Raw genomic sequence first — 18,103 nt, forward strand, 5'->3', positions numbered from 1 at the left:
CTGACTACACCGCAGACTTTGTTTGTTCAGACAAAGGTCCGCAGCCATGCGCCATTTCCTGTCGACGGAAGACTGGTCCCGGAATGAATTGCAATCGATCCTTGATCGTGCGCGAGCGCTCCGATCCAGCCCGATGGGCGATGCGCTGAAGGGCAAGTCGGTCGCCCTGATGTTCTTCAACCCGTCGCTGCGCACCCGCTCGAGCTTTGACATCGGCGTGCATCAGCTGGGCGGTCACGCCATCATTCTCGATGCGCAGGGCCAGACCTGGCCGGTGGAATTTGAAGAGGGCGCTGTCATGGATAGCGGCCCTGAAGAGCATATCAAGGAAGCCGCGCGTGTTTTGTCACGCTATGCGGACCTGATCGCCATTCGCTGCTTCCCGAAGTTCCAGGACTGGGAGGCTGAGCGCGAAGATCCGCTGATCACCGCCTACGCCAAGCACGCCACCGTGCCGGTGATCAATATGGAGACCATTGTCCACCCATGTCAGGAGCTGGCGATGATGCTGGCGCTGCAGGATCGTCATGGCGATGTGTCGGGTAAGGATTTTCTTCTGACCTGGGTGCCGCACCCCAAGCCGCTCAATACCGCGGTCGCCAATTCAGCGGTGCTGATGGCGTCCAAGATGGGCATGAATGTGCGCATGCTGATCCCTGATGACGTCTATCAGCTTGATGAGCGCTATATGGACGCGGCTGAGCGTTTCTGTGGCGAGAACAATGCCCGCTTCTCCGTCACCACAAACGTGGAAGAGGCGTATGCCGGCGCGCATGCTGTCTACGCCAAAAGCTGGGGCGCGCTGCCGTTCTATGGCGCCTGGGAGGGGGAAGCTCCCTACCGCGCCAAAGGGGCGGGCTTCATGATCGACGACGCCAAGATGGCGCTGACCGACAATGCGACCGTCAGCCACTGCCTGCCCATGCGCCGCAATGTGAAGATCGCCGATTCCGTGGTCGACAGCCCGGCCTTCCTCGGCATCGAGGAAGCGGAGAACCGCTTGCATGTTCAAAAGGCGATGATGGAGCGCCTGGTTCAGGATTCTGACGGATGACGGACGTGAAATCCTTCCCCGAACGGGGCGGCGCCAACGCGCCGGTCCGGTCCGCCATCGTGCAGCTTTTGTCCAATATGCGCGACGGCAAGGAGATCCGCGAATATCTCAACCGGTTCTCCGAGCTCGATCAGGAGCGCTTTGCGGTCGTGAAAGTCGGCGGCGCGATCATCGAGGACGACCTGGATGCGCTCGCCGCTGCGCTCGCCTTCCTGCAATCGGTGGGGCTCGCGCCCATTGTGGTGCATGGCGGCGGACCGCAACTGAATGCTTCGCTTGAGGCGGCGGGCTTTCCTGAAGAGCGCAAGGACGGGCTGCGCATCACCCCGCCTGAGGCGATCGGCACAGTGCGCGATACGCTGACGGCGGTGAATGTGAAACTGGTGCAGGCGGTGCGCGATTGCGGCGGCCGGGCGGCGGCGGTGCCGTCAGGCGTGTTCGAGGCCGAACTGATCGACGAGGACGGGCTGGGCCGCGTGGGCGAGCCCACCGGCGTGCGGCTGGATCTGGTCGCGGCGGCGGCGAAGGCCGGCCAGGCGCCGATCCTGACCTGTCTCGGGGATACCGCAGACGGACGCCTGGTCAATATCAATGCAGACAGCGCCGTGCGGGCGCTGGTTCACAAACTGCAGCCCTATAAGGTCGTCTTCCTGACCGGCACGGGCGCGCTGCTGGATGCGGGCAAGCAGCCAATCTCGGCCATCAACCTCGCCACCGATTATGAGGATTTGATGGCGTCAGACTGGGTGGCGGGCGGCATGCGGCTCAAGCTGCAGGAGATCAAGCGCCTGCTTGATGACTTGCCGCTTTCAAGCTCGGTGTCGATCACCCGGCCTGATCAATTGGCCAAAGAGCTGTTCACTCATGCCGGCTCGGGCACGCTGGTGCGTCGCGGCGAGCGCATGCTGGAACTTGAGACGCTGGATCAGCTCGATCAGGAGCGCACGCGGCAATTGATCCGCCAGGCGTTCGGGCGCGCGCCGGTCGCTTCATATTTTGACAGCATCGCCTTTGATCATGCCTTCGTCACCGAAAACTACCGGGCGGCGGCGATCACCACGCGCCTCGATGACATGATCTATCTCGACAAGTTCGCCGTGCTCGATGAAGCGCGCGGCGAGGGTCTGGGCGGTGCGGTCTGGCGGCGTCTGATCGAGTATGCGCCGCGGCTCTACTGGCGCTCGCGCACCCATAATCCGGTCAACGAATTCTATTTCGCGACCTGTGACGGCGCGGTGAAATCGGGACCCTGGACCGTTTTCTGGCGCGGCGAGGATGATCTGTCCAAACTCCCGTCGCGGGTCGAGCGGATCGCCGCATTGCCGGCGACACTTGAGGAGGGCGGGTCATGAAAACCCTCGGACTGGTCGGCGCGCGCGGTCATACCGGGCGCGAACTGATCCGGCTGATCGCGGACCGCGATGACCTGTCGCTCGGCTTCGCTGTGTCGCGCGCCATGGATGGCCAGCCGGTCACCGATCTCGCCCCGGAAGCGCCTGCGGGCCTTCTGTTTGAAGCGCTCAGCCCGGATGACGTGGCGCAGCGCCAGTGCGACGGCGTGATCCTCGCCATGCCCAATGGCCAGGCTGCCCCTTATGTGGCGGCGATCGAGGCGGTTAAGCCGGAGACGGTCATCGTCGATCTGTCGGCTGATTATCGCTTTGACGAGTCCTGGGTCTATGGCCTGCCGGAGCTCTATGGCGAAGACCCGATCAAGGGCGCGACACGAATCTCCAATCCGGGCTGTTACGCCACCGCCGGACAATTGGCGGTCGCCCCGATGCGCAGGGCTCTGGCGGGGCCGGCGCACCTGTTCGGCGTTTCGGGTTATTCGGGCGCCGGCACCACGCCCAATCGCCGCAATGATGTGACCGCGCTCAAAGACAATCTGATGCCCTATGCGCTGATGGGGCATATCCATGAGCGCGAAATGAGCCGTCATCTGGGCCATGACGTGCGCTTCAGCCCCCATGTGGCCGCGTTTTTCCGCGGCATTGTGCTGACCGCGCAGATGGAGTTCTCAGAACCCGTTACGGAAGACGCGTTCCGCGAGGCCTATGACGACGCCTATGGGGCTCATCCGCTGATCCGGGTTCAAGATGACGCGCCTGAAGTCATTGAAGGCGCTCATAATCCGGGCGCCGTACTGGGTGGTTTCGCCTTGAGTGAAGATGGCCGCCGCGGCGTCATGGTGTGCGCGCTCGATAATCTCTTGAAAGGCGCGGCGGTCCAGGCGATGCAGAATCTGTGTCTGGGATTGGCGCTGCCCGGTTTCAAGCCGCAGCAAAACTGACGCCTTCGTGACTTGGCGGTGAGCGGCTTTGCCCCAACTCTCTAGGCATGAACCCCTATGGAGGCCCTGATGAAAGCTGTCCTCACCGCTGTATGCGCCGCGTTCGCCCTGTCCGGCGCCGCCCTCGCGCAATCAGATGACTATGTCCGACCGGCCCAGGCGGCGGGCGCCGACCTGCCTGACGGGCTGGCGCACGCCGTGTTTGCGTCGGGCTGTTTCTGGTGCACGGAGGCGGATTTTGAAAAGCTCGACGGCGTCGTCGAAGTGGTGTCCGGCTTCGCCGGCGGCACAGAGCCCAACCCGGACTATTACGACGTGGCCCGTGGACGCAGCGACCATCATGAAGCAGCGCGCGTGATCTATGATCCCAGCGTGGTCAGCTATGCCGCGCTGCTTGATCATTACTGGCGCAATGTGGACCCGTTTGATGAGGGCGGGCAGTTCTGTGATCGCGGCTCAGGTTATGCGCCGGGGATCTTCGTCGCCAACGCCGAGCAACGCGCGACAGCCGAAGCGTCCCGCCAATCGGTTCAGGGCCTGTTTGAGCGCTCGATCATCGTGCCGGTCGAAAACCTGACCACGTTTTGGCCAGCGGGCGTTGAGCATCAGGACTATTATCTGGAGCGTCCGGCGCGCTATCAGCGCTATCGCTTCGGCTGCCGCCGCGATGCGCGTTTGCGCCAGATCTGGAACGGCGTCGAGTAGCGATCAGTTCGTTTCAGCACGCAGATCCGCGACGCGGTTTTCGTAGGCCGCGTCGCGTTCGCGCCGTTGATGCCCTTGCGCCAGAAAAACCTGATAGGTGCGATAACGGTCTCCGCCCAAGGGAATTGAAACCTCGTCCACCTGTTCAAACTGCGCGAAATCCCAATCCATCAGCGGCGTTTCTTCGGGGCGTTCAGAGATGATCAGCACAGGGTCGGCATAGCCGTCGGGCAGGGGCCAGGTCTGTTCAGCGAAATTCTGCGCATGCTCAGCGCGCACCCACATGAACAGCTGGCCGTCAAAACCCAGGCCATAGCGTTGCATCTGGTGAAAGTCGTTGCGGTTGTCATAGACCAGCGTCGCGACGCTTTGCTCTTCTGCGATGCGCTCGACCGCCTGCACCGTTTCGGGCCAACCGCGCACGCGCTTGAAGGCGTTGGCGAGGCCTGCGGCGTCTGACAGCGGGGTGGAGGCGGCGAACGCCATCAAAGCCAACCCTGTGGCCATATGCAGCGCCAACGAGCCATAAAGCGCCCAACGCCGCCAGACAGGACCTTGCAAGAGAAACGCGATGACCAGGATCAACCCGGTCAGATAGGCGGAGGCGGCCCAGTTGGCGTGCGCCCGGCTGATGAAGGCCTGGGCGGCGACGATGATCAGCACGGGCAGACTGTAGGCTGCGAGCATCAGACGGGGGCGCGCCCTGTTCCATTCCAGCGTGGTTGTACGAAACGCCGAGATGACGGCCGCGATCAGAATGATGAAAAAGACCGGGCCGAACACGCCCAGCTGACCGGACAGGAAGTCCGCCAGCTCTTCGGGATGGAACAGCGTGCCGCTCCAGTTCGCGTTGGCGGCGGTGTGGCTGACCGTGGCGAAGTCATGCTGGGCGTTCCAGATCACATTGCCCGCAATGACGGCGGCGAACAGCGCCAGCGCGACGGCGCCCTGAAGTGAGATCAGCGCGCGCCGGGACGGGGCGTCGATGACGGCGCTGATCGCGAGGCCGATCAACAGATAGATCGCGGCGTATTTGGACAGGAAGGCGTATCCTGCGGCTGCGCCTAGGAGAAGCGCGAAGCGCCAGTCCGGCCCCTCACGCAGGCGTACCAGCGCGTAAAGCGCGGTGCTGAAGCCCGCCATCAACACGGCGTCCGTGGAAATGATGGTGGAGGACAGCCAGACCGCCGGCATCGTCGCCCAGCCCAGAGCGGTGAAGGCGCCGACCCTGGCGTCAAACAGGCGCGCTGCGGTCAGACCCAGCATTCCGGCGGTCAGGGTATGCAGGAAGGGCGCGGCCAGACGCACCGCCCAGTCGGCGTCGCCGAAGAGGCTGGTGGTGGCCGCGATGATCCAGGCGATCATGGGCGGTTTGGAGAAATACCCCCAATCCACCTCCCGCGACCACAGCCAGTACTGGGTCTCGTCCGCATACAGGCTGTTGGGGTCGGCGAGCAGGACCAACACGCGCAGGACCAGAAGGCCGCCCAGAACGAAGGCGGTCAAACGCAACCAGTTCACTGGCGACGAATCTGAGGATGTGGGTCTGATCTTTTCCATGAGAGGCTTCATGCGACTGCGCCGCCGGTCTGTCAAAGCCCTTCCCTGATGGGGCAAAAAGAGTGGCCTATATGCAACGTTCCCAGATGGGGTTGTGCAGGGCAACAATGCGGAAATCAGGGGTTTTCTCTGATGCTGGCGTTAATGGCGCTGGCGCTGGGGCCTGAATCTCCTTGCGAGCACTCGCTAATACTGAGTTAACGGCGCAAACAGGACGCTCTGTTGACGGAGTTGAGCCTTGAGCATCGTCGCAAAACCTTCACATCTGCGTCACGGAACCGTTAGCGCTGGATTTTAAGGCCCCCCTCGAAGCATGGGCGTAGTGCCCGTGCTGTCTATCAGGTCGATTTTTAGGGGACCCTCCACAATGGCGATGTTCAAAAAGTTCGCTTACGGCGCTTCGGTGGCCGCGCTCGCTGCGCTGGCGCCGATTGCCGCCGTGCATGCACAGACCACGTCTGCAAACCTGCGTGGCGAGATCGTTGACGGCTCCGGCGCTCCGGTGTCCGGCGCGACCGTCACCATCATCCACAGCCCGTCTGGCACCGCCTCGCGCGCTGTCACCAACGAAACCGGTCAGTTCTTCCAGTCCGGTCTGCGCGTTGGCGGTCCGTACAGCATCATCGTTGCAGCGCCGGGCTTCCAGGGCGAAGCTCTGGACGGCGTCAACCTGCGTCCGGGCAACCAGTCCCCGCTGACCCTGACCCTGAACCCACAAGCCGCTGACGTGATCGTGGTGACCGGCCAGGCCATCAACACGATGGACCTGAACAACGGCGTCGGCTCCAACTTCACCGCCGAAGACATCGCCAATCAGCCGTCCGCCAACCGCGACGTGATCGGCACCCTGGTGCGCGACCCGCTGGCGTTCTCCAACGGCGAAGGCCAGCTCTTCGTCGCTGGCGTGAACCCGCGCTTCAACGGCCTGGCCATTGACGGCTCGCTGCAGCAAGACGATTTCGGCCTCGGCTCAAACACCTACGCGACCGAGCGTTCGCCGATCTCCCTGGACGCTGTCGAATCTGCGTCGCTGGTGGCGTCTGACTATTCTGTGACCGCCTCTGGCTTCACCGGCGGTCTGGTGAACATCACCACCAAGTCGGGCACCAACGAGTTCGACGGCACCGCTTACTATTACTACCAGGACGAAGAGTTTTTCGGCGATCGGATCGACGGCCAGTCCGTCACCACCGCTGAGTTTGACGAAAAAGAATACGGCTTCACCCTGGGCGGCCCGATCATCGAAGATCGCCTGTTCTTCTTCGTGTCCTATGACGAGTTTGAATCCGGTTCCGGCCAGGACTTTTCCGTCGGTGACGCCAATGATGGCATTGAGCTGGGCCTCTACGACGCCCTGAACCAGTTCGTGCTGGACAATACCGGCTATGACATGGGCGGCCGTCCGACCGTCGTGTCTTCCCCGGTGACCTCCGAGCGCTTCATCGGCAAGCTCGACTGGAACATCAATGACGACCACCGCGCGTCGTTCACCTACCAGTCCACCGAAGAGAACGGCGCCAGCATCGACCGCCAGGAATTCGCCACCGCGGCGTATGACATTCCCGTCGAGCTGACCTCCTATTCCGGTTCGGTGTTCTCTGACTGGACCCCGAACTTCTCCACCACCGTGCGCGCTACGTACAAGGAATTCTCCCGTGGTCAGAACTGCCGCGCGGGCAGCGATGCGCCGCATCTGGAATTCCGCCTGACGCCGTCTGATCTGACCGGCACCGCGCTTGACGGTCTGCTGTCCCAGGGCGGTGAAGAAACCTTCGTCGGCGGCTGTGACCGTTTCCGTCACGCCAACGTCTTCAATGACGAGCGCCTTCAGCTGTTTGCGGAAGGCAACTACATCCTGGGCGATCACCTGATCACCTTCGGCGGCGAATACGAAGACTACTCGCTGTTCAACCTCTTCGTCCCTAGCTCCAACGGTCGTTTCATCTACCGTTCGCTGGACGAGATTGCGAACAACACCCCGCAGATCGACTACATCAACGCCAATACCAATGATGCGAACGACGCCGCGTCCTCTTGGGGCCTTGAGAAGTTCACCGCCTTCATCCAGGACACTTGGCAGGTGCGTGACGACCTCGAGCTGGGCTTTGGTCTGCGCTACGAGTACTACCAGCAGGACGACACCCCGCCGCTGGACGCCAATGTCGACGCGCTTTACGGCGCTGGCACGTCTGGTCAGACCCTTGACGGCCTGGACCTGATCATGCCGCGCGCCAGCTTCCGCTGGGAGCCGAATGATCGCACCACCCTGACCGGCGGCTTCGGCCTGTTCGCCGGCGGTGAGCCGAAGGTGTGGATCTCCAACGCATTCCAGGGCGCCACCGCGTTCTCGCGTCAGTCCTCGGGCACCCCGATCACCAGCTTCGCCATCCCGCAGACCCTGCTGGACACCGTGTCCGGTTCTCAGGGCTCCGTGATCGACGTGATCGGTTCTGACTTCGAAATCCCGTCCGATTGGAAAGCCTCGCTGCGCGTTGATTACGATCTGAACCTTGAGCGCTTCGGCATGGGCGACGGCTATCTGCTGTCCGCGTCCTGGCTGTACACCACCCCGCAAGACGCCTTCATCTGGCGCAACCGCGCTCAGACGACTTTGAATGCAGCGCAGCCGACCGGCGTCGCGCCTGACGGTCGCACCATCTATGCGGACCTGGACGATCTGGGCATCGCCAACCTGACCGAGCTGAGCAATGCTGACGGTTCGGAAAGCCATGTCTTCTCCGTCGCTGTACAGAAAGACTATGAGAACGGCTTCGGCTTCTACACCAGCTATGCCTATCAGGATGTGGACTGGGTCTCCGAAGGCGGCTCCTCGCGCGGCATCTCCAACTGGCGTGGTCTGTCGGCGATCGACCGCAACAATCCTGAAGTGCGCACCTCCTTCTGGGAGATCGAGCACTCCTTCAAGATCGGCCTGTCCTATGAGCGTGAGATCATCTCTGATCTGACCTCGCGTGTGGACCTGTTCGGCCAGATCCGTTCGGGCGTTCCGTACTTCCTCAGCTATGACGTGAGCGGTTCGAACTCTCTGTTCGGTCGCGCCGGTGCTGGCGAAAGCCCGTTCGACAACAACCCGATCTACGTCCCGAACCGCGGCGGTGACGCCAATGTGGTGTTCGCGACCGGGTTCGACACCCAGGGCTTCTACAACCTGGTGGATCGCGTCGGCGCCTCTGAAGGCGAAATCATGCCGGTGAACAGCGCCTCCGCAGCCTGGAACCAGCAGTGGGATTTCCGCTTCACGCAGGAACTGCCGGGCATTCCGGGCGTCGATCGCTTTGTCGGCGACAACAACTTCCAGTTCGTTCTGGATATTGTGAACCTGCCGAACCTGCTGAACTCCGATTGGGGCTCTAACACCAACTCGCCGGGCAATGGTCAGTTCACCACGGTTGACGCAGACCTCGTGTCGGCTGCGGATGTCGCGAGTGTCGGTGTCGATGCAGCGACTGCGCTGCGCGGCGACGCCATCCGCACCACCTGCACCACGCAGGCGTCTTGTGTGTACCGCTACAACGACTTCCGGGCTGCGGGCCGCGACATCAACACGCTGGACCGCAATGACTCGGTCTACGAAATCCGCGTCGGCCTGCGTTACGAGTTCTAAGAACTCCTACGCCGATACGATTGGATTACGGGAAGGGCGGCTCATCGAGCCGCCCTTTCTTTTTGTCGCCAGGGCTTCGCTTGATGCCCGGATCGTCGCAAAACTGTGACCCCGGCGCGGTATGGGAAGCCCACGCTGACAGCTTCTTGGCATGGGAAAAGATCATGGTCCGCACTTTCGCTTCTGCATGGACGCGTCGTTTCGTCCTGACCTCCGCCGCGTCCGGCGCCGCCGCCGCTTTGACGGCGGGCTGCACCATGCCGGTGACGCAAGGCTCTGCGCCGGTCTTTCGCAATGATCCGTTTTCCCTGGGCGTGGCGTCCGGCGAGCCGACCTCTGACGGTTTCGTGCTGTGGACGCGCCTCGCGCCGAACCCGCTGGATCCCGATGGCGGCATGGCGCCTGAAGCCGTCGATGTGGCGTGGGAGTTGGCGGAAGACGAAGCCTTCACCCTCATCGTGCGCTCTGGCGTCGAGCGGGCGTTGCCCGATTGGGGGCATTCCGTTCATGCCGAGCTTTATGGCTTGCCGGCGGGACGGGAGTATTTCTTCCGCTTCCATGCCGGCGGGGTGACCAGCCCGACCGGCCGCGCGCTGACCGCCCCGGCCTATGGGTCTGGCGTGGATGCGATGAAGATCGCCTGGTGTTCGTGCGCGCATTATGAGCAGGGTTATTTCCACGCCTATCGCAACATGGCTGAAGAGCGTCCCGACCTGATCGTGCACACCGGCGACTACATCTATGAATCGAGCTGGGGCCCGCAGGTGCGCCGCCATGTGACGCCCGAGCCCTATACGCTGGAAGACTATCGCCGGGTGCATGCGCTGTATCGTCTCGACCCCGATCTTCAGGCCGCCGCCGCCATCGCGCCCTGGCTTGTGACCTGGGACGATCATGAGGTGGACAATGATTACGCCGGCGATATCAGCGAGCAGCCCTTTGTCTCAGCCGGAGACTTCCGGGCCCGTCGTCTCGCCGCCTACCAGGCTTATTGGGAGAACATGCCGCTGCGTCGCCGCTCCATGCTGGAGCGCGCTTCGGGCCGGATGCGCATTTACGGGCAGAGCGTGTTTGGCGATCTGGCGGAAGTGAACATGACCGATGGTCGCCAGTTCAAGACCCCGATGGCGTGCCCGTCCGAAACCGATCGCGGTGGCAATATCGTGCCGGCCAGCTGTGAGGATCTCACCGATCCGACCCGCACCTATCTGGGCGAGGGGCAGGAACGCTGGCTCTCGCGCGGCGTCGCGGGATCGGGCGCGATCTGGAGCTTCATCGTTCAGCCGACCCTATTCTCGCCGTTCAACTTCTCCAACCCGGAAACCGGCGAAGCCATGGTCTGGACCGATGGTTGGAGCGGGTATCCGCTGGCCCGTCAGCGTCTGATCGACGCCCTGGCGCGTCGCGAAAACGCCAATCCGATCATTCTGGGCGGCGACACGCATTGCTATTGGGTCACCGATGTGAAGGCGGATTACGCGGACATGAACTCGGCGACCGTGGCGTCAGAGTTTGTCACCACGGCGGTCACCAGCCATAGCAGTAGATATGAGCAAACCATACCTTTCTTGCCTTCCAACCCGCATATCAAACACTATGACTCCCGCGAGCAGGGTTATGGCCTGATCCGGCTGAGCCGGGAGCGGGCCGAGGTGGATCTGCGCGTGGTGGGTGATGTGTCGCGTCGAGACGGGTATGCGCCACGTAACCAGAAACAGTACGTGATCGAAGCCGGACAGCCCGGCGCCGTGGAAGTCTGAGCGTAGCGATAAATCCGCTATTGCCGGGGTGCGGCGCGTGATATTGGCGTTTTATGACCACACGCTCCGTACCCCACGAAACCGCCCCTCAAACCGTCATTCACACCGCCTGGCCCTATCATGAGGATTGGGGCGATGCGCTGGAAGGCGCGCGCGAGGAATTCGCCCGTTTTCTGACCCTGGCCGCTACGCCTGGCGCGAAGGGCAAGGCGCAGCCGCTGACGATTTATGTGGCGAACGCCGAGACCGAGGCGAGCGCACGCCGCGCCATGGGCGACCGCGCGACCTATGTGCGCGTACCCTATGGCGATGTGTGGACGCGCGACACCGGCCCGGTCTTCGTGACCAGCGGCGAGGGTCTGAAAGCCGTGCGCTTCAAGTTTAATGGCTGGGGCGGCAAGTACGACTATCCCGGCGACGAGACCATCGGCGCCGTGATCGCCAAACAGGTCGGCGCCAAGATCGAGACGCTCGATTGGGTCTGTGAAGGCGGCGCACTGGAGTTTGATGGCGACGGGACCGTGCTCACCACGCGTGACGTGCTGCTCAACCCCAATCGCAACCCCAAGCTCAAGGCCGCGCAGGTTGAAGCCGATCTGAAACGCGCTTGCGGCATTGAGACAGTGATCTGGCTTGATGACGGGCTGGCGGGGGATCATACCGACGGGCATATCGACAATCTGGCGCGGTTTGCGGCGCCGGGCGTCGTGGTGACCCAGCGTCCTTCAGGTCTGGGCGATCCCAATACCGCGCTCTATGCGCGCACGATCCGCGCCCTCAAAGCGTCGAAGGACGCCAAAGGCCGGGCTTTGACAGTGATTGAGATTCCCTCGCCGGGCTTTGTCGCAGGCGAAGATGGCGGACCCGCCGCCGCGTCTCACATGAACTGGATCATCGGGCCGCGCCATGTGGTGATGCCGGCCTATAACCGCCATTCCGAAGCGGCGGTGCGCGCACTTTCCCACGCTTTTCCTGCTCATGAGGTTGTCGCCAGCCCCGCAAACCATATCCTGACAGGTGGCGGCGCGTTCCATTGCGTCACGTGTAACCAACCCGATCAGGCTGGATGACCCATTGATTGCACTTGCTTTACCGCTCAGCGTTTTGACCCTGGCCCTGTCTGATGTGTCGGCGAGTTCGCCCGCGCCGGAGCCGGAAGCGCCCATGCAGGCTGTTGAGCAAGCGCTTGATTATCTGGACGCCTTCCAGCTTGAAGTCGCCGATGTGGCTCATCATGACCGCATGGTGGGCTTCGCCGCGGCGATTCTGGAAAACGGCGAGCCGGTGGCGATCTATACCTCTGGTGAAACCGTGCGCGGCTCAGGCGAGGCGGTGACGGCGGACACGGTGTTCCGCCTGGCGTCGGTGTCAAAAACCTTCGCGGGCACCATGCTGGGCCTTCTGGATGAAGCGGGTCTGGTCAGCCTGGATGCACGAGTGCCGGAAAGCGTGCTCGATCTCAGCGGTCCGCGGCAGCCGACCTGGCGTGAGCTCGCCAGCCATCAGACCGGCTTGCCGCCGAACGCCTATGACAATCTGATCGAGGCAGGGCAGGACGCCCATACCGTGAGGGCGCGACTGACCGAGGTGCCGCTCCTGTGCCAAACCGGCGGTTGCTACACGTATCAAAACGTCGCCTTTGACGTGGTGCGCGACCTGATCGAGGACGCCACCGGGCAAAGCTATCCCGACGCGGTCCAGACCTATCTGTTTGATCCGCTAGGCATGCAGAGCGCCGGCTTCGGCGCGGAAAACCTCACGCGGGCCGCCAGCTTCGCCGCGCCGCATTTCGGGCGTCGGCAGAGGCTGGGCGGGACCGCGACCGATTATGACACCCTGCCGGCGGCGGCGAGCGTGTCGCTGAGCCTCAATGATCTGATCATCTGGGCGCAGGCGCAGATGGACCCCGAAGGCTATGGTTTGTCGCCGCAGGCTATTGAACGCGCCCACACGCCGCAAACCCGCTCTTTGCGTCAAACGCGCAATCTGCGCCGCCTGGGCCGGGTCCAGGACACCGCATATGGCTTGGGCTGGCGGATTTATGACTGGCAGGGCGAACGCACCCTGATCGTGCATGGCGGCGCGCTGGCCGGGTATGGCTCGCAGGTGGTGCTTGAGCCTGAAACCGGTTTTGCGTTCGTTGCGCTCTGGAATGCGGATGTGGGATTGCCGCGTCTGCTTTGGCCGACGGCTATGGATATGCGCACCGGCGATGGCCCTGGGGCCTTCGTAGACGATGCGATCGCGCGGATGAGATAATGAGCGACACCTTCACAATGGGCGTCCTGCAAGCCCCGCTGAACGCCGGCATGGACGAGAATATCAAGACCATTTCAGAACTGGTGCGCGACGCGGCCGGGCAGGGGGCGCAAGTGATCTTGCCGCCCGAACTGTTCCAGGGCCCGTATTTTTGCAAAACCCAGGTCGAGGACTGGTTCGCGACCGCCTATCCGGCGCTGGAGCATCCGTGCGTCATCGCCATGCAAAAGCTCGCTCAGGAGCTCGATGTGGCCATTCCCGTCTCGATCTATGAGCGTGAGGGGCCGCACTATTACAACTCCATGGTGATGGTGGACGCGGGCGGCCAGCCGCTGGGCGTGTACCGCAAGAGCCATATCCCGGACGGGCCGGGCTATCAGGAGAAGTATTACTTCCGACCCGGCGATACCGGCTTCAAGGTCTGGGACACGAAATTCGGCAAGGTGGGCGTCGGCGTTTGCTGGGATCAATGGTTCCCTGAAGCCGCCCGCTCCATGACGCTGCTGGGCGCGGACATGCTGCTTTACCCCACAGCGATCGGCGCGGAGCCTCAGGCGCCCGAGATGGACACGGCGGCGGCCTGGCGCCGGGCCATGCAGGGCCATGCGGTGTCCAATTGCATCCCCGTGGGCGCGGCCAACCGGATCGGCGATGAAGACGGGCAGGTGTTTTATGGCACCAGCTTCATCACCGATAATACCGGCGCGGTGAAAGCCGAGCTGGGCCGGACCGAGACCGGGGTTCTGACCGCCACGTTCAATCGCAAGGACCTCGACACCTTCCGGGCGGCTTGGGGGTTCTTCCGCGACCGGCGGCCGGATCTGTATCTCTAGACGCTGCGCAGGCCCGGAAACTTTCACGCGTCCGGCACGTTAAGGCTGATACGCGCTGGCTTTCGCCGGCATGACACATTTCAACGGCGCAGTGCGATCTTCACGATGGCGCGGCGCCGTTTATGGTGACCAGAAGGGAATATGAATGACCCAGACCCGCCGCTCCGCAAAACTTCTGGTCCGCACCGCCACATTGTCTGATGTGCCCGCCATTCTGGACCTGCAGGAGCGCGCGTATCCGGGATGGGATCCCGACACCCCCGCCATGATCCGCGGCCAGATCGCGAACTTCCCCGAAGGCCAGTTCGTGGTCGAGTATGAAGGCGATCTGGTGGGCTGGTGCGCCAGCTTCATCATTGATGAAGAGGCTGCGTTTTCCCGTCATAGCTGGGCGTCGATCACCGGGGGCGGGTTTGCGGCGCGTCATGATCCCGATGGGGACTGGGTGTACGGCATGGAAGTGGCGGTGGATCCCAGCCGCCGCCGCTTGCGCATTGGTCAGCGGCTCTACGATGCGCGCAAGGCCCTGTGCGAGGAATGGGGGCTGAAGGGCGTTGTGTTCGGCGGCCGCATGGCGGGCTTTCGCCGCAAGCGCAAGCAATACCCGACCCCGCAGGATTATCTCGACGCCGTGGTCAATAATGAGCTGCGCGACCCGGTTCTGAACTTCCAGATGCGGATGGGGTATGAGCCGGCGGGCGTCCTGACAGGCTATCTGCCCGATGATGCGGACTCTGGCGGCGCCGCGGCGCGCATGGTCTGGCGCAATCCCATGTATGTGGAGAGCAATGGTCCGGTGAACCGGCCCACGCCCAACACCGTGCGGGTGGCGGCGATCCAGATGGCCATGCGTTCCATGGAGACGCTCAAGGAGTTTGAACGCAACGTCGAATATTTCGTCGAGGTCTGTTCCGACTATCGCGCGGATTTCTGTGTCTTCCCGGAAATGTTCACCGTGGCGCTGCTGGCGCTCGAAAAGCGCAAGCTGACGCCCGAGGAAAGCATCGCCGCCCTGTCGCGCCATACGCCGGGCTTCGTTGAGCTGATGAGCACGCTGGCGGTGCGCTACAACATCAACATTGTCGGCGGCTCCCACCCCACGCGCACCGATGACGGCGACATCCAGAACGTCGCCTATGTCTTCCTGCGCGACGGTTCGGTGCATGCGCAGGAGAAGATCCACCCCACGCCGAACGAGCGCTATTGGTGGAACATCAAGGGCGGCGACGCGGTCGCCACCATCCCCACCGATTGCGGGCCGGTGGGCGTGCTGATCTGTTATGACACCGAGTTTCCAGAGCTGGCGCGGCGTCTGGCCGATGAAGGCGCAAAGATCATCTTTGCGCCTTACGCCACCGATGACCGGGGCGGCCATTTGCGGGTGCGGTATTGCGCCCATGCCCGGGCCATCGAGAACCAGCTCTATGTGGTCACGGCGGGCAATGTGGGCAATCTGCCCGGCGTTGAGAACATGGACATCAACTACGCCCAGAGCGCCATTCTGACGCCGTGCGATTTTCCATTTGCGCGGGACGGCGTCGCGGCGGAGACCAGTGAAAACGTGGAGACGATCGCGGTGGCCGATCTGCACCTGGATGATCTGGTGCAGGCGCGGCGCTCGGGCACGGTTCGCAATCTGCGCGACCGCCGGTTCGATCTGTACAGGATTGTCTGGAAAGACCGCGGCTAGCGCCAGGCGGCGCGTTTATTTCGCGGGACGTCCTGGCGCCATCAGCGCCAGCGCCACGGCGCCTGCAAGTCCGGGCCAGGTGAAGGCCACAGCCTGATCCAGCGCGCCGCCCATCAGGCTCAGCGCGCCCGCCAGCAGGCCGCCAATGGCGGTGATCGCCGCGAAGGCGAGGATGATCAGGCGAAACGACACGGAATGCAGGCTCCCACATCAACTTGGGTGAGAGCTTACACACCGCCGCCTAATAAATGGTAAGAGGCCGCAAACTATCCCGCCAGCAGCGCGCCGCGGATGCCGTCAAACAGGAATTGCGCCGCCAGCGCCGCCAGGATGACGCCCAGAATTCGGGTGATCATCGCCGCCAAGGTGTCGCCGATCAGTTTCATGATCGCGCCCACCGCCAGGAACAGACCCAGACACAGCAGCAGGTTTGCGCCCATGCCGGCGAACACCATGAGCTGGCCGCCCAGACCTTCGGCTTCATTCATGAACAGCATGATGGAGGCGATCGCGCCGGGGCCCGCCAGCATGGGAATGGCCATGGGAAAGACGGAGATGTCTTCGTTGGTGCCGGCGATCTCTTCATCCGCCTCGTTGAGCGCTTCAGCGCGTTCTTCGCGGCGTTTGGAGCGGGTCTCGAAAATCATGTCGAGCGCCAGCATGAACAACAGCACGCCGCCCGCGGCGCGGAAAGCGTCCAGGCTCACATGCAGAGCGCCCAGGAGCCATTCGCCCATATAGGCGAAGCCGAACAGAACCGCAGTCGCGATCAGCACCGATTTGATCGCCATCACCCGGCGGTGGGTGGGGGTGGAGCCTTCGGTCAGGCTCGCGAAAATCGGAGCTACGCCAATCGGGTCGATCACCACGAAAAAAGTGACCAGAGAGGCGGTCAAAAGACTCAGATCCATCGCGTCCATAGGTGTCCCCAGTTCGAACCGTACATTGCAATCCGGCCTAACACGCCCGCTCAGCCTTGGCGAGACCGCGTCCATGCAGGTCCGATCTGTGTCATAAGCAGAGCGTACTCAAACCGTCATCGCAAACACTGATTATTGGGCTGGGGTCTGCATGGGTCTGAGGGCGCGTGCGTCGCGTGCGGCGTCCTGGCGGCGCGCTTCGGGAAGGGCGATCAGGCCGCGTTCAGCCAGATAGCCGAACGGACCCCAAGCATCTTCGCTGGTCAGCTCTTCCACAAAGGGCAGCAGGCCCGGAGCGACGCCCACATGTTGGTTCTTGACGTAGACGAACAAGGACCGCGATCCGGGATAGACGCCGTTTGAGATGTTCTCGTAAGTCGGCGCGATCCCGTCGACCCTGGCGGCCTGAATGCGGTCGCCGTTCTGCTCCAGAAAGGAATAGCCAAAGATGCCGAAGGCGGCCGGGGAGTTGGCGAGAGTCTGGACGATGGTGTTGTCGTTTTCGCCGGCGTCCACCCAAGCGCCGTCCTCGCGGATGCGCGAAGCGAGACGTTCAAAGGCGTGCTCGTCGCTTTCAGACAGAGCGGCCAGGCAGTCCACCTCCTGTGCGCCCATGATCATGTCGAGCTCGACAAAGGCGTCGCGCGTCCCCGACGTGGGCGGCGGGCCAAACACTTCAATGCGCTGTGCAGGCAGATCAGACGAGATGTCAGACCAGCGCTCAAAGGGGTTGGCGATGAAGCTGTGACATGAAAACCCGGCGATCTCGCCAAAATTTCGGCCTGACTGCAACGCGCCCTGCTCGTCAAACAGCGACTCGCCCTCGGCCGTGATGGGCATGGGGGTTTCCGCCGCCAGCGCCAGGTAGAGCTGCACACGCTCAATATCCATCGCGTCCGCACTGATCGAGTTGCCCAGCACGATGCCGTCATAGCCGATCGGTATTTCGGTGATGGCGACGACGCCATTGTCCTGACATAGCTGATACTCGGTCGCCTTGATGGGGCGTGACGCGCCCGTCAGGTCCGGATAGCCCAGGCCGACGCCTGCGCAGAACAGGTTCATGCCGCCGCCCGTGCCCGTGGCTTCCACAACAGGGGTCGGAAACGTGCTCTTGGCGCCGAAACTCTCTGCGACCGCTGTTGCGAAGGGGAAGACGGTGGAGGACCCCACCATGCGCAAGCCGTCTCGTCCGCCGACGCCAGCGCCTGGGACAGGTGTCTCAGCGTCAGACGGCGCGGCCGGCGCGGCCGGCTCGTCCAGCAGCACAATGTCTTCTCGCGGCTCGCCGCAGGCCATAAGCGCCAGCGCGGCGCATGCGACAAGAAGGTGATCAGCGCGGAGTTGAGGCATCTCGTCTCTCCTGGAACTTATCATCGGATGCAGCGTTGGTTCTTCTAACGT

The 18,103-nt window shown here is 62.9% G+C and carries 14 protein-coding genes; 10 read left to right on the forward strand and 4 right to left on the reverse strand.

What is annotated here, in order from left to right; genetic code table 11:
* Positions 1-46 precede the first annotated feature (46 nt).
* The 4 genes from ACQ66J_RS09685 to msrA all read left to right on the forward strand — a co-directional run bounded on the left by ACQ66J_RS09685 (position 47) and on the right by msrA (position 4,052).
* Positions 47-1,054 carry an N-acetylornithine carbamoyltransferase gene (locus ACQ66J_RS09685; RefSeq protein ID WP_430431463.1) on the forward strand — a complete coding sequence of 336 codons (1,008 nt, stop codon included), beginning with the start codon at positions 47-49 and terminating at the stop codon, positions 1,052-1,054.
* A complete protein-coding gene (locus ACQ66J_RS09690; RefSeq protein ID WP_430431464.1) occupies positions 1,051-2,406 on the forward strand; it encodes an acetylglutamate kinase in 1,356 nt (451 codons plus the stop codon). The genes ACQ66J_RS09685 and ACQ66J_RS09690 overlap by 4 nt, the downstream gene beginning before the upstream one ends.
* Positions 2,403-3,347, forward strand: coding sequence for an N-acetyl-gamma-glutamyl-phosphate reductase (gene argC, locus ACQ66J_RS09695; protein ID WP_430431465.1), 945 nt, complete (start codon positions 2,403-2,405; stop codon positions 3,345-3,347). Before ACQ66J_RS09690 ends, argC begins: the two co-directional genes overlap by 4 nt.
* A 69-nt stretch (positions 3,348-3,416) precedes the next feature.
* Entirely contained in the window at positions 3,417-4,052 is a 636-nt protein-coding gene (msrA, locus tag ACQ66J_RS09700; RefSeq protein WP_430431466.1) for a peptide-methionine (S)-S-oxide reductase MsrA, read from the forward strand.
* Between the two features lie 3 nt (positions 4,053-4,055).
* Here msrA and ACQ66J_RS09705 read toward each other — a convergent pair whose 3' ends face one another.
* The gene (locus ACQ66J_RS09705) at positions 4,056-5,612 is read right to left on the reverse strand and encodes an ArnT family glycosyltransferase (RefSeq protein WP_430431467.1); all 1,557 of its coding nucleotides are present in this window, start codon (positions 5,610-5,612) and stop codon (positions 4,056-4,058) included.
* 367 nt (positions 5,613-5,979) lie between these two features.
* Between ACQ66J_RS09705 and ACQ66J_RS09710 the strand changes: the two genes are divergently transcribed.
* The 6 genes from ACQ66J_RS09710 (at position 5,980) to ACQ66J_RS09735 (ending at position 15,779) form a co-directional block, all read left to right on the forward strand.
* Positions 5,980-9,237, forward strand: coding sequence for a TonB-dependent receptor (locus ACQ66J_RS09710; protein WP_430431468.1), 3,258 nt, complete (start codon positions 5,980-5,982; stop codon positions 9,235-9,237).
* Between the two features lie 164 nt (positions 9,238-9,401).
* A complete protein-coding gene (locus ACQ66J_RS09715; protein ID WP_430431469.1) occupies positions 9,402-10,997 on the forward strand; it encodes an alkaline phosphatase D family protein in 1,596 nt (531 codons plus the stop codon).
* Between the two features lie 53 nt (positions 10,998-11,050).
* On the forward strand, positions 11,051-12,067 hold the full coding sequence (locus ACQ66J_RS09720; RefSeq protein WP_430431470.1) for an agmatine deiminase family protein: 1,017 nt from the start codon (positions 11,051-11,053) through the stop codon (positions 12,065-12,067).
* A 4-nt stretch (positions 12,068-12,071) separates the two neighbouring features.
* Entirely contained in the window at positions 12,072-13,256 is a 1,185-nt protein-coding gene (locus ACQ66J_RS09725) for a serine hydrolase domain-containing protein (RefSeq protein ID WP_430431471.1), read from the forward strand.
* Positions 13,256-14,089, forward strand: a complete 834-nt coding sequence (gene aguB / locus ACQ66J_RS09730; protein WP_430431472.1) for an N-carbamoylputrescine amidase — start codon at positions 13,256-13,258, stop codon at positions 14,087-14,089. The genes ACQ66J_RS09725 and aguB overlap by 1 nt, the downstream gene beginning before the upstream one ends.
* Positions 14,090-14,234: 145 nt before the next feature.
* Positions 14,235-15,779, forward strand: a complete 1,545-nt coding sequence (locus ACQ66J_RS09735) for a GNAT family N-acetyltransferase (RefSeq protein WP_375549956.1) — start codon at positions 14,235-14,237, stop codon at positions 15,777-15,779.
* Positions 15,780-15,794: 15 nt separating this feature from the next.
* On the opposite strand, the gene ACQ66J_RS09740 is transcribed toward ACQ66J_RS09735, so the two are convergent.
* The 3 genes from ACQ66J_RS09740 to ACQ66J_RS09750 all read right to left on the reverse strand — a co-directional run bounded on the left by ACQ66J_RS09740 (position 15,795) and on the right by ACQ66J_RS09750 (position 18,052).
* Positions 15,795-15,971, reverse strand: a complete 177-nt coding sequence (locus ACQ66J_RS09740; RefSeq protein ID WP_375549955.1) for a hypothetical protein — start codon at positions 15,969-15,971, stop codon at positions 15,795-15,797.
* Between the two features lie 74 nt (positions 15,972-16,045).
* On the reverse strand, positions 16,046-16,699 hold the full coding sequence (locus ACQ66J_RS09745) for a MarC family protein (protein WP_430431473.1): 654 nt from the start codon (positions 16,697-16,699) through the stop codon (positions 16,046-16,048).
* A 132-nt stretch (positions 16,700-16,831) separates the two neighbouring features.
* Positions 16,832-18,052, reverse strand: a complete 1,221-nt coding sequence (locus tag ACQ66J_RS09750; RefSeq protein ID WP_430431474.1) for a substrate-binding domain-containing protein — start codon at positions 18,050-18,052, stop codon at positions 16,832-16,834.
* Between the last annotated feature and the right edge of the window lie 51 nt (positions 18,053-18,103).

The organism is Oceanicaulis sp. (assembly GCF_965284345.1).
GTDB classification, from domain to species: domain Bacteria; phylum Pseudomonadota; class Alphaproteobacteria; order Caulobacterales; family Maricaulaceae; genus Oceanicaulis; species Oceanicaulis alexandrii_A.

What these genes read in the sequence shown, in the direction of transcription:
- argC (WP_430431465.1), top strand. Translation starts at nt 2,403, where the DNA reads ATGAAAACCCTCGGACTGGTCGGCGCGCGCGGTCATACCGGGCGCGAA.
- ACQ66J_RS09720 (WP_430431470.1), top strand. Translation starts at nt 11,051, where the DNA reads ATGACCACACGCTCCGTACCCCACGAAACCGCCCCTCAAACCGTCATT.
- ACQ66J_RS09745 (WP_430431473.1), bottom strand. Translation starts at nt 16,699, where the DNA reads ATGGACGCGATGGATCTGAGTCTTTTGACCGCCTCTCTGGTCACTTTT.
- ACQ66J_RS09715 (WP_430431469.1), top strand. Translation starts at nt 9,402, where the DNA reads ATGGTCCGCACTTTCGCTTCTGCATGGACGCGTCGTTTCGTCCTGACC.
- ACQ66J_RS09690 (WP_430431464.1), top strand. Translation starts at nt 1,051, where the DNA reads ATGACGGACGTGAAATCCTTCCCCGAACGGGGCGGCGCCAACGCGCCG.
- msrA (WP_430431466.1), top strand. Translation starts at nt 3,417, where the DNA reads ATGAAAGCTGTCCTCACCGCTGTATGCGCCGCGTTCGCCCTGTCCGGC.
- aguB (WP_430431472.1), top strand. Translation starts at nt 13,256, where the DNA reads ATGAGCGACACCTTCACAATGGGCGTCCTGCAAGCCCCGCTGAACGCC.
- ACQ66J_RS09685 (WP_430431463.1), top strand. Translation starts at nt 47, where the DNA reads ATGCGCCATTTCCTGTCGACGGAAGACTGGTCCCGGAATGAATTGCAA.
- ACQ66J_RS09710 (WP_430431468.1), top strand. Translation starts at nt 5,980, where the DNA reads ATGGCGATGTTCAAAAAGTTCGCTTACGGCGCTTCGGTGGCCGCGCTC.
- ACQ66J_RS09705 (WP_430431467.1), bottom strand. Translation starts at nt 5,612, where the DNA reads ATGGAAAAGATCAGACCCACATCCTCAGATTCGTCGCCAGTGAACTGG.
- ACQ66J_RS09750 (WP_430431474.1), bottom strand. Translation starts at nt 18,052, where the DNA reads ATGCCTCAACTCCGCGCTGATCACCTTCTTGTCGCATGCGCCGCGCTG.
- ACQ66J_RS09735 (WP_375549956.1), top strand. Translation starts at nt 14,235, where the DNA reads ATGACCCAGACCCGCCGCTCCGCAAAACTTCTGGTCCGCACCGCCACA.